This window comes from Castellaniella sp. S9 (assembly GCF_027257175.1).
GTDB lineage: Bacteria > Pseudomonadota > Gammaproteobacteria > Burkholderiales > Burkholderiaceae_B > Castellaniella.
This window is the reverse complement of the sequence record NZ_JAPFGD010000005.1, coordinates 188,595-205,929: the sequence shown is the minus strand read 5'-3', so window position 1 is coordinate 205,929 and position 17,335 is coordinate 188,595. Positions and strand designations below refer to the sequence as shown.

The following is a 17,335-nucleotide window of genomic DNA, read 5'->3' as shown; positions in this document are numbered from 1 at the left end:
ATCAGCTCCAGCGAAGTCCGTTCAGCGCCACCCCGGTCGACGAGGGCAAGCTCTTGTTTGTGAAGTACTGGCTCAGTGCGTTGGTGACGCCGCCCAGCGCGTTGCCCCATGCATTGGCCTGGCCCATGATCCCCGCCGCCCCAGCATTTCCGGCGTTGATATACCCGGACGCTGCGGCATTGCCCCCGGCCATCGTCAGGTTCCCTATGTTCGACGCCATGTTCGAGCCCAGGTTTGCCAGTTGGTTCGTGGCCTGCTGGCCTGTTCCGGCAACGCCAGATAGACGGTTGAAGATGTTCGTCTGGTCATTGTTCCAGCGACCGTATGCGTTTCCGAATTCCTGGGACGCAAGGCCGGAATTGAATTCGGTCAGGTCTTTCAGGGCGCGGCCCGAGTCGTACCGGCCAGCAGCGGCAGCGGCGCGGTTGATGGCCTGCTCGCCCTGGTCAATGCGAAATTGATAGCCCGGGTCCTCGAGGTAGTCATCCATCGTGAATCGACGCAGCAGGGATCCGTACTGGGGATCGTTTTGGGCGTCTATCCCGGCCTGCCTCTGTTGCGCGTTCCAGGCGTCGTATGCCGCTTGTTGTTCGGCCATTCTGCGGGCCACGGCAGCATCGAGAGCTGCATAGTCCACCGACTCGGATGTGATCGGCTGTTGATCGTTTAAGCCTGGGAACGGGAGATCGTGCCCGACGAGCCCGAACCCCATATTCAGGCGAGCAGCAAGCTCAGGGCTGATTCCCTCGGGAAGCTGTGCCGCCGCGTTCTGCGTGGTGCGCGTCGTGTACTGGGGCAGTAGCTCCGCGCGGATCTGGGCCTCAGTCATGCGCTGTGGCGCCCCAGTGGGCACGTTCAGCCCCATCAAGTACGCCAGACGGTTGAGCGCGGCCCCGCCAGTGGCCCGCCACGGCTCGAGATCGGCGCGTGACGTGTCGTACTGTCGGCGTTGTTCCTCGATCGCAAGGCGCTGGGCCTCGAGCTGGGCTTGCGATGCGCGATCCGCCGCGGCCGATTGAGTACTGGCTGCGCTGTCAGCGGCATCGGCCCCCATGAGACCGCCGACGATGCTGCCAGCCGCTCCTATTGCTGCTTCAGGCATTTCGATACTCCCATCATGATCATGTCGTGCAGCTTCCCGCGCGACAGAAAGGCGCCGGTAATGCGGCCCTCTTGTGTGTAGCCAGCGCGGCGCGCATAGGCGATCGCGGCGCGGTTTCTGGCCGGTATATTGGCGGTCAATTTTCGGGCTTCGGTGTTGTCCCACATCCAGCGCACACAGGCGCATGCGAAATCATCCGAACGCACGCCCGGCAGCATCGCAACATGCGATTCGTACATCACCGCGCCGACCGCCCGAAATGCAATCACGCCTCGGTCATCGAGACGCAGATAATGCACTCGAGGATGGATAATCGGGCGGTAACCCTCCGTGCGCTGGCCGTCCTCGGAGACCCAGGGCCAGATTCGCGGGTGCGTGAAGATGGACACGAGGAAATCCACGTCCTCAGTGCGCTCAGGCGACAGTTTCATATCCAGATGCCACCATATTCAGGGACGCCGCAGTGCCTGCTACGGCCTGGATCGTCCCGCCCGGGTGGAGTGTCTGCCCCACAGCCTCGCCGATGATCCGGGACTCACCGGGAGATAGGTTGCGCTCGAACAGGATCGCATTCGTCGCGTCGGGCGATCCGCCAGAAGGCACCAGATACACGGTCACGTCCACCACGTTTCCAGTGGTGTTGGTGACTGTCATCGCTGAGATCGTGGTCCACGTCCCGCCAGGTGTCGTGTACATGATTCCTGCGGTGTCTGCGATTGCACTGACCACCAACAGTTTCGGTTCGCGTTTCATTTGTCACCTCGGAATAAGTGTCAGGGTCGGGGCTGAGGTGTAAGCCACCGTCAGTGTGTCGCCCAGGTTCAGTTCGATGAGGTTCCCCGAGACGTCCAGATTCACGCCGGCGCGGGAAAAGGTCAGGGAATCCACGGGGCCGTCGACGTGGATCGCGCAACGCCTGTCGGCAGTGATCGTCATCGGTGATGCAGTGACGGTCAGAGCCTGAGGCGCCAAGGGCGATCCATCGATTCGCAGGACCTGGAATGTGGCCTCGCCACGTTCAGAATCGCCCTGGGGCTGAAAAATAGCGGGCTCCTGGGCTTGGAAACTGTCTGCCGGTGCCTGGGCATGGACCGCCTCGAAAACATCGCCTGTGGCCTCGTTTCGTGAGGCCTGCACCATGTCCCCGAGCATCATCGCGGCCTCTTGCGCATCCTGAGAAAGCGGCGAGGCCATCGTGGCTTCGAGGAAGATTTCATCGATGGTCGGGATCTCGGATGACGGGCCTCCAAGACGCTGCAGGGTCAGTTGAAGCGCACGATAGAACTCCGGCGTCATCTGCACCTTGACGGTCTGCTGCCGACCGCCCGAGCTCGTGGAGAACTGGCCGATGGCGATCCGGGCTGGAAAGAGGGGAAGGGAACTCATGAGTTTCCAGCCTCCCCAGTCATCACGGCCCCAAGGATCACGGCATTCACAGGGTCCGTGATCGAGATTTCCCACACGCGAGCCCGACCCGACCCGAGACGATTCCAGATGCAGCGGGCGCCGTATTCTCCGAGCTTGCCCATGGTGGCGACTCGCACATTGCTCCAGGTGTGGCCACCATCGTTGGACCAACGGAGCATCATCACGGGTTCGGATCCTTGCCCGACAGGAAGACCGACACCGGCCTGCAGGTCAAGCTGCAGGGATGCATAGAACACCCGCCGAAGATCCGCGTCATCCGCGTATGTGGTCCGTACCCGCCGAATCGTTTCGCCAGCGTCCGTGTAGACCCGGGGGTCAAGGATGTACAGGTTTCCCGATTGCCAATCACCGACTACGTGATCCCGGCCAAGCATGAAGTGACAGTTGGAACGATGGCGGTGGAACTGGCCCGATGCATCATCGAAAGCCAGCCACTCGTGCCAGTACGATCCGTTGATGTTGTAGACCCAGGTCTTATCCGCGGTGGGGAAGTGCAGCACGTACCATGCGGATCCACCGAGTTGATAGACGAAACCTATTGCGTCATCGATCCGGGGGTACTGGCGAAGTTCCCATTCAAGCGCGTGGGTCGAGACGCGAAGAGGGTCGTATCCCTTCATCCGCCACACCACACCGTCGCCTGTACGGTCTCGGCCAAGCCAGAAAACGTCACCCAGGGCCTTGCGGACCGAATAGACGGCGGCGCAGCCTGTTTCCCCGAAGGCATTTCCGGAACGTTCAATGGGGAAGGTCGAATTCCCAGTGTTGGTCCAAATCTCGAAAGATGCGTCTCCGAACAGGAACAGGTCTCGGTAATTCACGATGCCGGCGATCAGTGGATCCGGATCACCCTCGGCATTCGCGTATTCTGTGCCGACCCACACAGAACCGTCTCCAAGATCGGAAATGTAGAACCGGCCCGATCCGTCACCACCGACCACGAAATACTGGTCCAGGTACTGCGCCCAGGTCACGCCGTTGGGGAAGTCCACGTCAACGATCTGCGAGACCGTGTTCGCGGTGGTGTCCACGAGATAACCCCTAGATCCATCCACGATCAGGAATTGCCGACCGTTGTACGCCATTCCCACAGGGCCAGTGGCAGATCCGATCGAGCCCGCACGTGACGACACGAAGCCAGGAGACACGCGGTAGACCTCAGGCCCTGACACGACATACACATGACCGCCGTTGATCTCCAAGGCTCCACGGACAGGGCCAGAGCCCACCACTGCACCCAGACGAAGCCCAGGGGTAGGGTAGAGCGTGAAATCGGTCTTGCCGCCTTGCTCAGTGGCCTCGACATACCAATTGATCAGACGCTGGGCTGACTGATTCGGAGAGCGGGTTTCGTAGGCCGGGCCGACGAATGGGACTCTGATTGGACGCACTGCCATATATCAACCCTCCACCCAGTGCGCCTTCTTTAGCCCGCCGCCGTGGCTTCTGGCCAGCGCAAACAGACGCGAATTTCCGTAGTCATGGCAGACTGGGCGGCCATCCAACATCCCCCAGTTGCTGACCTTCATGTCGCAGAAGAGTGCGGGAATTTTGTCGGGCAGTTCGCTGGCCCGAATGGGTTCGGTTTTTCTCTGAATCAGCCAGAATCCATCATTGCTCAGCCACTCGACAGGTGCGAGCCATTTGCTCAAGGGCGTGCCTTCGAGTTCTCGCCACAGGGAAAACTCGAAGATGTTCGAATGGTTGTCTCGCGTGTCGTGCTTGATAACCCACGCCGGGTTGAGCCTGCACTCGAAAACTGTTCGGTAGGCTCCGCTTCCAATCTGTCGTCCGCACACCAGATTCACAAGATCAACGGCTGCTTTCTTTTCCATCGCGTCACCCAGCGGCAAAGGTCCGGTATGCGCCAGTCAATGCCACATCGAACTGCGCTGCCTCGGGCACCGCATTGATGTTGTTGCGCTTGACGGACGCAACAGCGTCGCTCATCAGCTCAGGCAAGCCAGCCGGGATGTCACGCTGGAACTCGACACACAGGTCTATGGCCAGCGTCAGGAAAATGGCGCGATCGTACCCCGGCGCGAATGTGATGTCCTGAGCCGGCGACTCTACGCGGGACAACTGTTGATTGACGATCAGATGGATTTCGCAACTCGAGTTTGGCGTTGGCCACAAGTCGATCCTGGCGTCTGGCATCGTCGGCCAGAATCGGTATTTCGTCGGTCGGTTGACTATAGACTTGTTGTCGATGCGCGAATATTCGTCGTCACCAGCCGGAGCGATGGGGGAGTCGTCAGCTCCGACACGAGAAAATGCGGCGACGATCATTTCGGGACGAGTGCCAACTACATCCCCGGTGGGTCCGATGGTATAACCAACGGAACCGTCGCCAGAGAACGTTATTTCTCGCCGTGCGTAGACGGTCAGGCCATCGATCGACCATTGCTCGAGGATTCCATTGAGTACAGCCAGCGCATCCGACGTTTCGCCGGCCTCAGGCGTTTCGCCGGCCGCAAGGATGCCAGCCCGACGCATTGAGCGACCGATCAGATCAATCGCGGTGGCCATTTATTCCTCGGCCTTGGGCTCGGCCCTTGACGGTCTTCCTCGGCGCGGCTGATCGGAAGGCTTTTCCTCGGCCTTGGGCTCGGCATCGAAATCGTGCCACCCATCGGTGCGCAGTGCATTTTCGTGTTCCGCATCATTGGCGATGGTGTTCTTATCGTCGCGATAGAGCATCTTGGGGAATTCTTGGAACATGATTTCTCCTGTTGGGCCGAGCCGAAGCCCGGCCCGGTTCATCACTCGGTGATGCGCGAGGCGTGTATGCCCCGAACAGCGGCGAACCCGTACAGAACGTCGATACGGGTCGCTTCCTTGTCATTGGTGAAATCACCGCCCGTCATGACGCGGATGGAAAACCCGTTGGGCATCCGAGCGGTGTAGCCCTCGCAGCCCGGCAGGACTTCCAGCGGAACCATTGCGGTCGTGAACGCATCGCGGTGGAACATGATGTTCTGCCGGTACGCAGTGCTGGCCGCGCCCACGAACGTCAATGCCGCCGAGTTGGCGGGAAGCGCCGAAACCGTTTTATTCGGCATCGCCGCCTTGATGGGCGGGTAGATACCGATCGTGCCGGTGGTGCCGGCCGCAGTGAAATCGGCCGTCACGACGAACTGTTGCAGGTGGGCATACGGCAGACCGGTGAGCGGGTGCGTTGCGTAGACCCCGGCGATGGTGAACACGGAACCCTTGGTAATGGTGTCCGCAGCGGTCAGGCCACCAATGGTCAGTTCCGCCCCGGATTGGCTTGCACCGGACACCACCACGCTGGCCACCTTTGTGCCGTTGGTGTGGATGGGGCAGGATTGATGCTCGTAGAAATCCGCGCCCTGGGCCTCGCCGATACTGCCGCGCAGGAATCCGCGATCGATTTCCTTGGCGGTGTGAAAAAGCGCCTTGGACGAGTCGACCAATTCCAGGTTGGCATCGGAACTGAATACCGTGCTGCGATTGCCAGATGGCGCAAGATAATGCTGCAACTTGCTCCGGGCCTCGCCGTAAGTCTTCATGGCCGTGGGCGTGGTTCCAGGGGTGCCGACAAGGTTCGGGACACTGGCGTAAGCCCGTTGCAGCAGATCGGCCTCCACCACCGATGACAATGTTTGGATCGCGGGGCGCAGGAAGCGATCGCGGAACTCGGACAGATCGAGCTTCTTTTGGGCCGCGCCGAACTCGATACCCGTGTGCTTCTGGGTGTCGACCGTGAGCGTGACTTCCTGCTCGCCGAAGTTGTTGGGCGTGCCGCCCCCGGCAAAGGTTGCGCCGTCGTAGACGATGGGCACCGGCGGAATCTTGATGCGAACGCTGTTGCCCTTCTTGAACCCTTGGGTGACGGCGCCGAATTCATCCTGGCGCCCCTTGTTGATGTTGGCGGTGAAAGGCGCTTCCTCCAGAAACATCTTGGCGGATTCACGCGCAATCATTTGGTGTGTGAGTACTTGGGTGGTGGCCATGCTGGCTCCTTAAGACTTGGATTTCTGTTGCGATGCCCACCATTCCGCATCCGTCATGGTTCCTGGATCCTTCTGGAACTGACCGGATGCCGATCGATTCGGCTGGGCTGGGGGCGGGGCTTTCGATACAGACGGCTTCGTCTGCTGTTGGTCTGGCGCATCGGTCTGTTTTCCGATCGAGGCTTCGATCTTGATCAAGTGGCGCAGCTGCTGGCGTGGCGTCATTTCAGCCAGTTCAGCGGCCTCGTCTGGGTTGCTCCCCAGGTGGTAGATCAATGCCGTAGGATCATCGGCGTCCAGGATCGCATGCAGGATCTGGGTGGGCTTACCGTGCGGGTCAAACAGCGGCAATTCATGGCCAAGCTCGAGGACCTTTTCCTTGAAATCGGAATGTTGCGCCTCGCCTTTGGCCGCCACATCATCACAGCGCGCATTGATGCGCTCGAATTCGACCATCTCGCGCGCCTGCCGTTGCAGGTCCTGGCGCGTCGGCGCTGCGGCATTTGCCTGCGTGTCTTCAGCGTTATCCTGGCCCGGCTGGGTGCGGAATTGCGCGAGCTCTGCCTGCAATTGTTGGATCTGGGCTTGGGACTGATACTTGTTGCGCGTCAGCCGATCGATGCGGCGCTGTTGGCGTCGAAGTTCGATATCCTGCGGCGTCTGTTCGGTCTTTTTGCCTTCGTCCTGGCCCTCTTGCTGTTGGCCATCATCGTGCTGCTGCTGGTCGCCATCGATATGGGCGTTCTGCTGCTGCTCGTCGGCTTGGGTGGTCTCGTCGGATGTGGTTTGTTGCTGTTGGTCTGCGGTTTGCATATCAGGTCCTCAAAGGGGGTCATCCGGAATAACGGCGCCGGAAGTCGCGGGAACGGCGCCGGGTGCAATCGGTGACTGCGCTGGCGCAAAATCGGTGGAACCAAAAGAAAAGCCCGCTTGGGGCAGCGGGCTGGTCGGTGATGTGGACTGTTGTGCAGGAGGCGCACCCGGATCTGCCCCGGTTCGGTACGCGGCGGCTGTAAGCGGCGCTGGAGGCTGCAAACGCTCAGACAGCAGCTTGACCATGCCCTTGAGCTCTTCCACGTCCTGGCGGCTTTGTGCGTTGATCTGTGCGACAGCAACACGGCTGTCCGCATCAATGCGGGCCTTTTCGACTCCCGACTGGGCTTCTTGCAACGCTTGCTGGGCCTGTTGCAGCATCTGCTGCATTTGGGCCATCTGCTGCTGGACCTGCGGCGGAATGGCTTGTTGCTCCTCGCCTTCTTCAGGCCCTCGTATCTCGGGCGGGATGGTGCGTTTGATGCGCTCTGCCACTTCGTCTGCGCCGGGCCAGTCCAGATTCCCGATCACCTTGTCGCCTGCGATGTCCATCATCTTTGGCCAGGCCTGGGCAAGCTGGGTCATGCCGTCAGCGGCCTCTTGACGCTGGGTGGTGTAGCTCGGGCCCGCAGTCACGGTCACGTCATATTTTCCGACCGTCAGATCATTCAGGATTCGCTGCGTGCCGTCATCGCCCGTGACGGGCGTGTTGATCTGGGCAGAGTCCAGGGCCTCATCGTCGCCCCGGATTTGCACTACACGCTCGGTGTCGTAATAGTGAGGCAGCATGTCGATGATGCAACGCCCGGCATGTCGAACAGCGCGATTCAGGTTGTCCGTGAAATGGAAGTTCGACAGGTCGCCCTCGCGCTGGCGGGCCATGATTGCCCGGCCCGAGGTCTCGTTGCTGCGCGCCCCCAGGCTGGCGTCGAAAATACCGGTGACCGATTTAATGTCCTCATTGGCGTGCGCCGCCATCTGTAAGACACCAATGGGCACATCAGCCATCGGCTGACGTTGCGGGGGCGGTGCCAAGTGCCCATCAATCGTCTTGGGCGTGTACTGGATGTAAGGCCAACTCCTGAGGTTTGCCGTCGCCCATTTGGCCTTGTCGGCCTCAAATTGCCCTGCGGCACCGATGAATGGGGTCTTGGGTCGAAGCGCGACTTCCTCGGTCGCTGTCGTCATCCAGAAGTTGTACATGCGTGCAGGATCCTTTGCGTCCCGCACCATGCCACGCCGGGTGACCTCACCACCGACATCGATCTCGTCACCGTAGACAGGAAAGACCGGGATCCAGCGACACTGGATGTCTGTCTCTTCCAGCACATCAGCGCCTGTGATCTTCGCCCACCGAACACGCCGCCGGGTGCTTTCGCGCTCGGCGACGATGCTGACGCCTGCCGTCGCCGCAACGTCCGCGTTGAAATCGTCCTTGTAACCGGTCGTGCCGTCCGACAGCATGATGAGTGTGGCCGCAACCTCATCGATCCAATAGTATTCCGCGACCACGACCGCATCACCCTGGAACCAGTGCGCGGCGGACGCCCCGATCGATGCCGCGTCAAAGTCGGCCGATGAAATCGCGGCCTTGGGGTGCTGACGCTTGAACTCGCTCTTTGGCATCGCATCGATGATGAACGCCCACCCCATGTCCGAGCCGTCAGGCTTTGTGGAAAAGGGGTCGATGAATACATTCAGCGGGTTGCGCTCACGCTTGAATCGGATGACCTGGTTAAAGCTTGTCTCGCTCTCATAGTCGGTCACCAGACGGAAGAACCCCCGCCCGCAGGTTGCCGCGCTGTTGACCGCAGTGTCGTAGGCAACATCGGCGTCACTGTCATATTCGATGTGTCGGACGATCCCCTGAATGACTTTAGCGGTCTCGATGTCCGCGCCGGAATCCACCGGATGCACCTTGATCGAAGGTGTGTTCTGTCGCTGATCGTTGGTGATCTGCCGCAGCGATGCGGGCAGCTTGTTGAAGGTCATCAGCGGGCGGCCGTCAATTTTTCGCTGTGTCACGGCTTCGGCTGGCCACTGATCTTCGCCGCCGCGCATGAATTTCAGATCGTCAAGCGCAAGAGCGCGGTCCGCGGAATCGGATTCGACGGCCAAGGCCATGCGCTCTCGAGCTGTACTCAATAGCGTGTCGTGATCTTTGCTTGCCATCATCAACCCCAAAATCCACCACTGGCGAGCTCGGCCACTTCGGGCTCAGGCTCTTCTTCTTTCGGCCACACCAGGTCCAGCCCGGGCTCTTCAATCCGTGCCAGTGCATCCAGCATGTCATCATGCAACGGGACCGGGAACGCCTTATATTCCTGTTCCACGAACACATTGACGAGATCCTGTGTGCGCCCTTCGTAGTCTGTGTAGGTGAGTTGCCGAGGCAACAGAATGTCGCCCTGTTCGAATAGCGGGATCAAACGCTTGATCCTGTCGCTTTTGGCCGTGCGCCCAGCCACCTTCGTAATCTCGAACGTGTACGTTTCCTGGGCCATCAAGGTTTTCAGGTGCTGGATGTCGGCTTGCAGACCGTATTCTTCATAGCGGGTTTGCAGCGGCTTCCATTTGCGATGCATCTTCATCACCTTTGCGCCGCGCTCCGTCAGGTTCAGCCTGTCACGCACGATGTCCAGCACATACCGCTTGCGATCCACGCCGAGACCCAGGGCCCATATGGCGGTGTAATCGTTATGCTTGCGCTTGCCGTTGGCCGCGTCGACCAACAGATAGACATTCATCTTGGATCGATTTGCGCCGTCGTGATAGCGCAGCCATTCATCCTTGAAGCCCTGTGTTTCGTCGCCTTTGGGGTTTTGCATGATTTGACAGGAAAACGTGTAGGGGCCCATGTCGCGTCGTTTGTCAGCCAGCTGACTGCGGCTCCAAAGCGCTGGCGTGCCGTCGAGTGTGCCGTCATGAGTGGCCAGCCGGATCCGTGGGGTCACAGTTTTACGCTCGATCAGCGTTTTGTACGTGTCGTTGTAGTGATACCTGGTACCAATAAACCGCCGAAAGCCGCCATCGGTCCCGAGGTTGTATGAGGTCTCCAAGGCCGCTGTGGTCTTCTGGATCATTTCCGGCGTGGTAACGGACTCGAGCGTCACGATGTCGTCATAAACCAGGCCGTTGAAGTGCTTCGATGTCGGCTGCCCATCAACCAGCCCCCACGCCTCCACGGTGGCCTCTTTCGGGTTGCTCTTGCGCTTGAGCACAATGCCACCATCCTCGGACCATTTCGGCGCCTCGACCTCGGGTCTCGCCCAAATCACATCGGGAAAGAGGTCACGCAGGAAATCGTTCGTCTCGAACTCCCGCTTGATCTGCCGCAGGAAACCCTTTGCGATCGGCCGCGTGTGGCTAAATATGCCGAACGTCAGTTCCTGCCCGCCCCACTGTGGAAGCGGATCACCACCATGACTGGCCAAAATATCCTGAATGGTCTTTGCGTAGGTGATGATTGTTGACTTGTAGTGTTCGCGGCTCCAAAGGTCGAGCATGCTGTCGGGGGCGGTCTGTATCTCCTGGCAACGGTCAAACAACCACTGACGCTGTACATCGGGGCGCGACAGGCCAAACCGCAGCAGGTAGAACAGATCAGTCCTGCACAGGCGGCGCATCGCTGACGCCTGCTGCTGCTTTGGCAAGCTCTGCAAGAGCGCGCTCAGCTGCGTCAGATAGTTCGATAGTTGCATTTGTCTTGATCGGGCCCCCTGCGGCGCCGGTGTGCTCGATGCGATCCTTGAACATTCCGAGGTGCCGGCCAATATCAACCAGCGCGCCCTTTTTGTCGTGGAACTTGACCTTCAGACCTTCCTTGCCTTGAGATATTTCAGCGATCGCTGCGGCCGTGTCGTCATCGATCTCGTCCGCGGCGGTAAGAGCAAGGCCATGATAGATCTCGACCAGCCCCTCATCAGCGCCGTCATTCAAGCGGATTTCGGTATTGCCCCAGCGGACCACCTTACGAATGTCGGCAAAGCCAATCTTAGCCAGCTCCTTGAGCACCATGTCTTGCGTAATCTCGGTGCGCTTAGAGCGCTCTGCCTGGGCCGCCTGAACTGCCTTAGAAATCTCAGGTTTTCTCAGGTTCTCTTCGCCGATGGATGCTGCGGTCTTCTTCGAGTACCCCGCCCTGACTGCCGCTTGCGTGGCATTGAGGTCTATCAGATACTCTTCCACGAAGCGGCGCTGTTTTGCAGTGAGCGCCATTGTGATATTCCAGAAATAGAAGCGCCCCGCGAATCCAAGGACTCAGCGGGGCGCGAAACGATGCCGAAGCATCGGGAGGAGACAACTGGCTGCGGCAACCTGGCGCCACCAGGTCAAAGGCTTTTTGTTTGCAGACCCCAGGATCCAATCTGACCAGCCTGCCGGTACCGCATAATCTATCGCCCGGCGATCAACCCGGGCGGCCTGCCACCTACTCGACAGGACTTAAGCCGCGCCCACGTGGGGCCGGAAAAGCAAAAAGCCCCCGGCGATTACTCGCAAGGGGCTTGCTGTTCCGACTCACGCTTATTTTGTGCGCGCGCCGTCCGCCGAAGGGCTTTCTACTCACCCCGTAGGGCGGCCTCAGTTTGTCTTGGTCCTATTTTACCCCGATATTCCAGAATATCAACAGCCTGGCGGAATCTCTCCACAGCCTCGCACAACAGAGACTCCCATGACAGGAATCTGATCTTCAGCGCGGAGCAAACACGGCGCGGGTCTGCATTCTCGGCCCAGTACGCCCGAATCAGAGCACGGTCCTGCACGCTCACGCGGTACGCGCACATGCACCAATGCCGCTCCATGATCATCGCGTCATCAACGTTAATTTCTGGTCTGGGGTTAGATTCCCTATAGCCGTCTTTCCAGCCCTGGCCCTGCGCGGCTGCGAGTTCTTTGCAGACTCTGTATGTCGCTGATTCCGCAGGCCGGTACTGGTCGCGGTAATACATGCCCCAGTTTTCCAGGCGGGCGATGAATGCTGGATCAAGGTCGGAGATTTTCATCCGGCCATCTTTTTGAATTCGGCCCGCGACATGACCTGGACGGCATCGAGCCTCGCCTCATCAATGCACGAGGAAATTCTTTTCGCAACCGAATCGATGCTCTCTCCCTCGGAAGTCAACACCCCGACTTGAGTGACACCCCCGCCTCTCAGCAATACCACTACCATCGCCAGTCTCTTTCCGTCGCCGGACTCCGGATGCAGATAAACCTTCTCGTTCGGAATTTCCATCATTCGCTCTCCTGTTCGATTGCCCAATGCAGAATTGCCAGCGCGTCAGCCGCGTTATCTGAGTCCGGCCGAAAGCCGCGGCGCTTGGCTTCAGCGATCATCGCGGCCTTGTCGGCATTGCCTTTGCCTGTCCAGTGCCGCTTGATGACCCCGACGCCCACGGGCAGCAGTTCGATGTTGCGTCCCTCGGCGGACATTTCCGTGAGCGCCTGGAATGCGCCGTAGGCGTGGGCGGCTTCGGTGCCGAGGTGCCGGTGGACCAACTCGTAGGTGATCGCGTGGACCTGTTCGCGATCGATGATTTGCGCCAGCCAGGACCGATACCGCTTCCACCTTTGGCCTGGCCCCCACGACTTGCGCGGGCTGAAAGATTCGGTCCCGTGGATGATCGTGCCGTCCCGCCGACGCACGGCCCAGCCGGTGTGCGTGCCCAGATCGAGGGCCAATAGGTTCCGGTCATGAGCTTCCGGTTTTGCGTCCAGATTTGAGGCCCGGATCATGCTGGCAGTGACTTGCAGCATTTCGCTGGCCACAGGAGGGAATGCGAGGTCATCGAGGCTCATTCCAGGCTCCCGAGAAAGTTCAGCGGCTTGCAGCGGGAATCTCCGGTGTATTGCAGGCTCTCTCGGTGATACCAGAGCGGGATGCGCCCCTCCCACTCGCCGTTGCGGTTTTTCTCGCAGCAGAGCATCGCGTCGGGTTTGTCGCGCACTTCGTCGTCCAGCTGTTTGCCCGTAGCCGCAGCCGCCGCTATGGCGCGCTCCTTGGCTTTGTTGCGCCAGACGATCATGAGCTGATCGAGCTGGTCCACGATGGTCCCCGAACCCTTCACGTCCCATTTTGTGGGCGGCTTGTCCTCGTTGTCGCCTTTGCGCACGTGGTGCACGACGTGGATGTGGATGTTCTCGTCTCTGGCCAGCGTGCACAGCATGCCGACGAAATCTTTTTCCCCGTTCCGATCGTCCTCGCCACGAACGCATTTCATCAGACTGTCGACCACCATGTGTTGGATTTTCAGGACTCGGGCGCAGTACCGGATGACGGCGTACAGCATTTTGGGTTCGACCTGCCCCTGCTGGTCGTAGAGCCACATTTTTCCGTCCAGAAGCCGCATGAATCGATCTGTGAAGGATCTTGCCGGCGCCTCGCACATCGCCGCCTGCCGCCGCATCCTGGCCAGCGTGTTCAGGGGCGTCATTTCGAAACTGGCGATGCAGGACCGCTCTTGCTGGGCCGCGAACCCAAGCACAACATTTCCCAGCAGCTGGGACTTTCCGGATCCGTTGATGCCGACCCAGCCTGTTGTCTCGCCGGGCCGAAAGCGGATGTGATCATGGGTCCTGGACCAGGGCAGTTTCGCGCCCTTGATTTGCAGCGGATTATCGGACAGGGAGGCGAGCTGGTCGGCCCAGGTGGATGCGGAATGCACCCTCGCCGCGGGCTCCGCATCGGCGTAGTACTCCGCAAAATCCGCGTCGTCGGATGAGAAAATGACACTCATTTTTTGCTCCAAATTATGGGTGTGTCACCCCAGCAGGCGACGACAGTCGAGGGGTGAAAATGTGTGGCGCGTCGGGCGACAGCACGGACCCTGGCCTCTGTCTCGCCGATGACGTGGACACGGACGCCACGGAGGAACCGCAGGTCCAGCAGTCCCACGACCTCGGATGGGCCGATTTCGACCTCGGGGAAAAAGCCGTTGGCAATCGAATCTTCGGGATCGGCAATGCCTGTCGCCGGGTCTCGGTCCGCGAGGACGAATACGAACACCTCGCTGGGCAGGATGTTCGCCAGACGAAGGCGCGTGATGGCTTCGTGGCCTCTCACAGCGGGACTCCGTACTGGTCGGTGGCACCGCCCTGGTTCCCCTGGCGCGGCTTGTCCTGCTGTCGGGTCAACCACGAGACGATGAACGCATTGATGCCCCGGGCGGTCTTGCGCTTCCGAGGGTTTGCGGTCAGCCAGACGGACATTCGCTTCAACTCGGCTTCGATGTCCACGGCCGGGAATGCCTGTGCCCAGGCCGCAACGTCGTCGGGCATGACCCGATGATCTGGGCCGGTGTTCAACGGCAGTTCAGCAACGGGATCAGGTTCCGGTGCTGGTGGAATTTCCGGGACCAGCGCAAGGGGCTTTTGCTCCGCGCTTATATCCTGTTCCTGTTCCTGTTCCTGTTCCTGGTTAAGGAAGGGTTCCGGAACGGTTTCCGAACTGCTTGAATATTCTTCGTCGGAAATTTCCAGAAAATCACGCCAATCCCGCATGAATATTGGCTTCCATCCACATTCGTCCGGCACACTTAGGGCGATTTTCTTGGCTGCTTTACGTTGATTTGGATTTTCTGGCTTGTTCCACTCAAAATGCTTGCAGATATAGACCCATTTTGTGGTTTCGCAACGGTTAGCGAAACCCTTGCCTAACAGTTCATCAAACCCTTTACTAACCCTTTCCGAGGACCATCCCATGTCCTCGCAAACGTACCCATCAGGCAGTCGAAAAACACCCGATATGGTGCTGTGAGGGCTGGTCAGAAGGTACAGGGCGAGCATCTTCCCGTCGTCTGAGAGCATCCCAATTGTTTTGCTCGACCAGAACGATGTGTGGATTTTTCCGTAGTCACGCATGGGCTGCCTCCCCGTGGACCACCCGCGCCAGCGGCACGATGGCGATCTGATAGGCGGCCTCGACCTCAGCCGGCCACTGGTTGCGCCGGATCAGCAGCGCTCGAGTGCGATCCACGTATTCCCATTCGCGCTTGATGCGCTCCAGGCGGGTCATGCCGCCGCCTTGGTCGTGCTCGCGGTGCAGCTCCGGGCACAGCGGAAAGCACAGGGAGTCGCAGACCTTCAGGCCCATGCCCTTGCCGAAGTTCGCGTGACATGCCTGGGCTGGCCGTCCTGTAATCAGGCAGCCCAATGCAGCCACATTGCGGCGGTGCGCTTCGCTGCGCAGCAAGCCCGATTCACCGCGAGCGTGCTTGATGGCGCGGCCAAGCGATTCGGCGATGCGCTGCGCCAGACCCTTTCCTTTCTTCTCGCGGTTGCGCTGCAGGGGCTTGCCGGGCTTGAGGGTGGAGTTGAAGGTCATGCGGCCCCCTTCATAAATGTCAGCCAGTGCGTCTTTTCGCGCTTGCCGGACTTGTGCCCAAACAGTGGCTTGTGGGGCGTCAGGGCCAGGATCTGCGATACAGGAATCTGGATCGCTGACCACTTGAGAATCAGCACGCCCTCCGGTTTCAGCACGCGAAAACATTCAGCGAAGCCCTGGCGCAGGTCGTCGCGCCAGTCGTCGCTCAGGATTCCGTATTTAGCGCGAAGCCAGGATGTCTGTCCGGCCACACGCAGGTGCGGGGGATCGAACACCACCAGACGGAACGATTTGTCCGGGAACGGCATGTCCCGAAAATCCATGTTCAGGTCGGGCGTGATGTTGAAGGCCCTGCCGTCGCAGAGCGTGTGTTCTTCGCTGCGGATGTCGCCAAACAAGGCGCGTTGGTCCTGGCTGTCGAACCACATCATGCGGCCGCCACAGCAGGGATCGAGGACGGGCATATCCATCATGCCGGCACCTCCAGGTCCTTGCGCGTCGGAAGGCTGTCGCCGTCAGCTGGCGGGTCGATTTTCTTCAGCGTCGACGCGAGCATGAAATCGCCAGGCGACTTCACAATGTCGACCGGGATGGCAGTGCTTTTTCCGCACAGGCAGCAGTCCCCTATTGCGCTGAGCGTCCTTGCAACGGTGAACACTAAGCCTAGGTTGCCCGAATAGCCGCAGCACGGTGCGGGTTTGACCACCATCACGAGATCGCCGGCTTTGATGTTCACGCGGCCACCCCATCCAGTTCGAGAATGACGCCCAGCGGCTCGAAATGCTCCCGCATGGCATCGATGTAGCGGCCGATCTGTCCTTTGTCCATCAGCGACGTGACCGGGAAATACGCCATCACGGCGAGTTTGGTCACGTAGGGCAGGGGCTTGATCGACTTGTCGTAAACGTCGCGGAACTGCTCATCCTCGGCGCGCAGGATTCCAACGCCGAAATGCAGCTTGCAGTACCGCTTCCACCCAGCTGCGTCGTCCTCGGGCAGTGCCTGGGCGATGATTTCGTACAGGACATGCGTACCGGCGTTCTGAGCGCCGGTCCTGGGAGGCGGGGTGATCCGTGCGACCCAGCCATCGGGAGCAGTCGCTACCAGCTTCGCGGCATATTCGCGGGCACGCGGATTGGTGAGGGGGATGACTTTGCGTTCCATTATGACCTCCCAAGCACACGGCGCAGCGCGGCGACTTCCTCGCGCAGTTCCCGGTTCTGACGCTCAACCTCGGTTTCCCGTTTGCGCAGGGAACTCAGGTCATAACCCCGGTTGTGCAGCATCCAGAGCAAGGGCGCATCGTTGCCACAGGCATCCATGAGCGTGCAGAGCTTCTCCCACTTGATGCCCTCGCCGCCAGAACGCCAGCGCGAGAACTGGGCCTTGTTCACGCCCATGGGGATGGACACTTCCTTGTCCACGTCGAAGCCTGCGGCCTTGGCGCACAGACCGATGGCGCCGCCCAATGACTTCTCGCGGGATACCTCTTGTGAGGTCACGTCGACGGGGATGGAGATCTGGTTACTCATCACTTCGCAACCTTGTTGAGAGCGGTTGAGAGGTGTTTAGGCGCAAAATTTTTTGCATGAACACCTCACACATCCAGCGGCCCGACCGGAACCCTTTCGTCCCGGTCGAGGGTATTGGCGCCAGGCTCCTTCCCCGTATGATCGAAGTTGCGACACAACAACC

Annotated in this window: 24 protein-coding genes; all 24 read right to left on the bottom strand. The window is 59.9% G+C overall.

Annotated features, from left to right (window positions below):
- Nucleotide 1 precedes the first annotated feature (1 nt).
- On the bottom strand, nt 2-1,102 hold the full coding sequence (locus OOZ48_RS10025) for a hypothetical protein (protein ID WP_269497846.1): 1,101 nt from the start codon (nt 1,100-1,102) through the stop codon (nt 2-4).
- Nucleotides 1,084-1,533, bottom strand: coding sequence for a hypothetical protein (locus OOZ48_RS10020; protein ID WP_269497843.1), 450 nt, complete (start codon nt 1,531-1,533; stop codon nt 1,084-1,086). Before OOZ48_RS10020 ends, OOZ48_RS10025 begins: the two co-directional genes overlap by 19 nt.
- The gene (locus tag OOZ48_RS10015) at nt 1,517-1,855 is read right to left on the bottom strand and encodes a hypothetical protein (protein WP_269497840.1); all 339 of its coding nucleotides are present in this window, start codon (nt 1,853-1,855) and stop codon (nt 1,517-1,519) included. The genes OOZ48_RS10020 and OOZ48_RS10015 overlap by 17 nt, the downstream gene beginning before the upstream one ends.
- A gap of 3 nt (nt 1,856-1,858) precedes the next feature.
- The gene (locus tag OOZ48_RS10010; RefSeq protein WP_269497837.1) at nt 1,859-2,488 is read right to left on the bottom strand and encodes a hypothetical protein; all 630 of its coding nucleotides are present in this window, start codon (nt 2,486-2,488) and stop codon (nt 1,859-1,861) included.
- Nucleotides 2,485-3,561 carry a hypothetical protein gene (locus OOZ48_RS10005; RefSeq protein WP_442867565.1) on the bottom strand — a complete coding sequence of 359 codons (1,077 nt, stop codon included), beginning with the start codon at nt 3,559-3,561 and terminating at the stop codon, nt 2,485-2,487. Before OOZ48_RS10005 ends, OOZ48_RS10010 begins: the two co-directional genes overlap by 4 nt.
- A gap of 369 nt (nt 3,562-3,930) precedes the next feature.
- Nucleotides 3,931-4,365, bottom strand: coding sequence for a hypothetical protein (locus OOZ48_RS10000; RefSeq protein WP_269497831.1), 435 nt, complete (start codon nt 4,363-4,365; stop codon nt 3,931-3,933).
- A gap of 4 nt (nt 4,366-4,369) precedes the next feature.
- The gene (locus tag OOZ48_RS09995) at nt 4,370-5,059 is read right to left on the bottom strand and encodes a hypothetical protein (protein ID WP_269497828.1); all 690 of its coding nucleotides are present in this window, start codon (nt 5,057-5,059) and stop codon (nt 4,370-4,372) included.
- Nucleotides 5,060-5,251 (bottom strand): hypothetical protein, encoded by a 192-nt coding sequence (locus OOZ48_RS09990; RefSeq protein WP_269497825.1) that lies wholly within the window; start codon nt 5,249-5,251, stop codon nt 5,060-5,062. It lies immediately after the preceding gene.
- 41 nt (nt 5,252-5,292) lie between these two features.
- Nucleotides 5,293-6,507 carry a P22 phage major capsid protein family protein gene (locus OOZ48_RS09985; protein ID WP_269497823.1) on the bottom strand — a complete coding sequence of 405 codons (1,215 nt, stop codon included), beginning with the start codon at nt 6,505-6,507 and terminating at the stop codon, nt 5,293-5,295.
- 9 nt (nt 6,508-6,516) lie between these two features.
- Complete coding sequence (locus OOZ48_RS09980; protein ID WP_269497820.1) at nt 6,517-7,320, bottom strand: hypothetical protein; 804 nt, start codon at nt 7,318-7,320, stop codon at nt 6,517-6,519.
- Nucleotides 7,321-7,329: 9 nt separating this feature from the next.
- Nucleotides 7,330-9,444: a portal protein gene (locus OOZ48_RS09975; protein ID WP_269497817.1), complete on the bottom strand. Its 2,115-nt coding sequence runs from the start codon at nt 9,442-9,444 to the stop codon at nt 7,330-7,332.
- Between the two features lie 50 nt (nt 9,445-9,494).
- A complete protein-coding gene (locus OOZ48_RS09970; RefSeq protein WP_269497814.1) occupies nt 9,495-11,021 on the bottom strand; it encodes a hypothetical protein in 1,527 nt (508 codons plus the stop codon).
- Nucleotides 10,924-11,538 carry a terminase small subunit gene (locus tag OOZ48_RS09965; RefSeq protein ID WP_269497811.1) on the bottom strand — a complete coding sequence of 205 codons (615 nt, stop codon included), beginning with the start codon at nt 11,536-11,538 and terminating at the stop codon, nt 10,924-10,926. The genes OOZ48_RS09970 and OOZ48_RS09965 overlap by 98 nt, the downstream gene beginning before the upstream one ends.
- Nucleotides 11,539-11,879: 341 nt before the next feature.
- Nucleotides 11,880-12,323: a hypothetical protein gene (locus OOZ48_RS09960; protein ID WP_269497808.1), complete on the bottom strand. Its 444-nt coding sequence runs from the start codon at nt 12,321-12,323 to the stop codon at nt 11,880-11,882.
- Entirely contained in the window at nt 12,320-12,556 is a 237-nt protein-coding gene (locus tag OOZ48_RS09955) for a hypothetical protein (RefSeq protein WP_269497805.1), read from the bottom strand. Before OOZ48_RS09955 ends, OOZ48_RS09960 begins: the two co-directional genes overlap by 4 nt.
- On the bottom strand, nt 12,553-13,116 hold the full coding sequence (locus OOZ48_RS09950) for a hypothetical protein (protein WP_269497802.1): 564 nt from the start codon (nt 13,114-13,116) through the stop codon (nt 12,553-12,555). The genes OOZ48_RS09955 and OOZ48_RS09950 overlap by 4 nt, the downstream gene beginning before the upstream one ends.
- Complete coding sequence (locus OOZ48_RS09945) at nt 13,113-14,054, bottom strand: DnaB-like helicase C-terminal domain-containing protein (RefSeq protein ID WP_269497799.1); 942 nt, start codon at nt 14,052-14,054, stop codon at nt 13,113-13,115. Before OOZ48_RS09945 ends, OOZ48_RS09950 begins: the two co-directional genes overlap by 4 nt.
- The gene (locus OOZ48_RS09940; protein ID WP_269497796.1) at nt 14,051-14,380 is read right to left on the bottom strand and encodes a hypothetical protein; all 330 of its coding nucleotides are present in this window, start codon (nt 14,378-14,380) and stop codon (nt 14,051-14,053) included. Before OOZ48_RS09940 ends, OOZ48_RS09945 begins: the two co-directional genes overlap by 4 nt.
- Nucleotides 14,377-15,177: a hypothetical protein gene (locus tag OOZ48_RS09935; protein WP_269497793.1), complete on the bottom strand. Its 801-nt coding sequence runs from the start codon at nt 15,175-15,177 to the stop codon at nt 14,377-14,379. The genes OOZ48_RS09940 and OOZ48_RS09935 overlap by 4 nt, the downstream gene beginning before the upstream one ends.
- Nucleotides 15,170-15,640, bottom strand: coding sequence for a hypothetical protein (locus OOZ48_RS09930; RefSeq protein ID WP_269497790.1), 471 nt, complete (start codon nt 15,638-15,640; stop codon nt 15,170-15,172). The genes OOZ48_RS09935 and OOZ48_RS09930 overlap by 8 nt, the downstream gene beginning before the upstream one ends.
- On the bottom strand, nt 15,637-16,110 hold the full coding sequence (locus tag OOZ48_RS09925; protein ID WP_269498193.1) for a class I SAM-dependent methyltransferase: 474 nt from the start codon (nt 16,108-16,110) through the stop codon (nt 15,637-15,639). The genes OOZ48_RS09930 and OOZ48_RS09925 overlap by 4 nt, the downstream gene beginning before the upstream one ends.
- Nucleotides 16,110-16,376 carry a hypothetical protein gene (locus OOZ48_RS09920; protein ID WP_269497787.1) on the bottom strand — a complete coding sequence of 89 codons (267 nt, stop codon included), beginning with the start codon at nt 16,374-16,376 and terminating at the stop codon, nt 16,110-16,112. The genes OOZ48_RS09925 and OOZ48_RS09920 overlap by 1 nt, the downstream gene beginning before the upstream one ends.
- Entirely contained in the window at nt 16,373-16,804 is a 432-nt protein-coding gene (locus tag OOZ48_RS09915) for a hypothetical protein (RefSeq protein WP_269497784.1), read from the bottom strand. The genes OOZ48_RS09920 and OOZ48_RS09915 overlap by 4 nt, the downstream gene beginning before the upstream one ends.
- The gene (locus OOZ48_RS09910) at nt 16,804-17,172 is read right to left on the bottom strand and encodes a hypothetical protein (RefSeq protein ID WP_269497781.1); all 369 of its coding nucleotides are present in this window, start codon (nt 17,170-17,172) and stop codon (nt 16,804-16,806) included. Before OOZ48_RS09910 ends, OOZ48_RS09915 begins: the two co-directional genes overlap by 1 nt.
- Nucleotides 17,173-17,335: the final 163 nt, after the last annotated feature.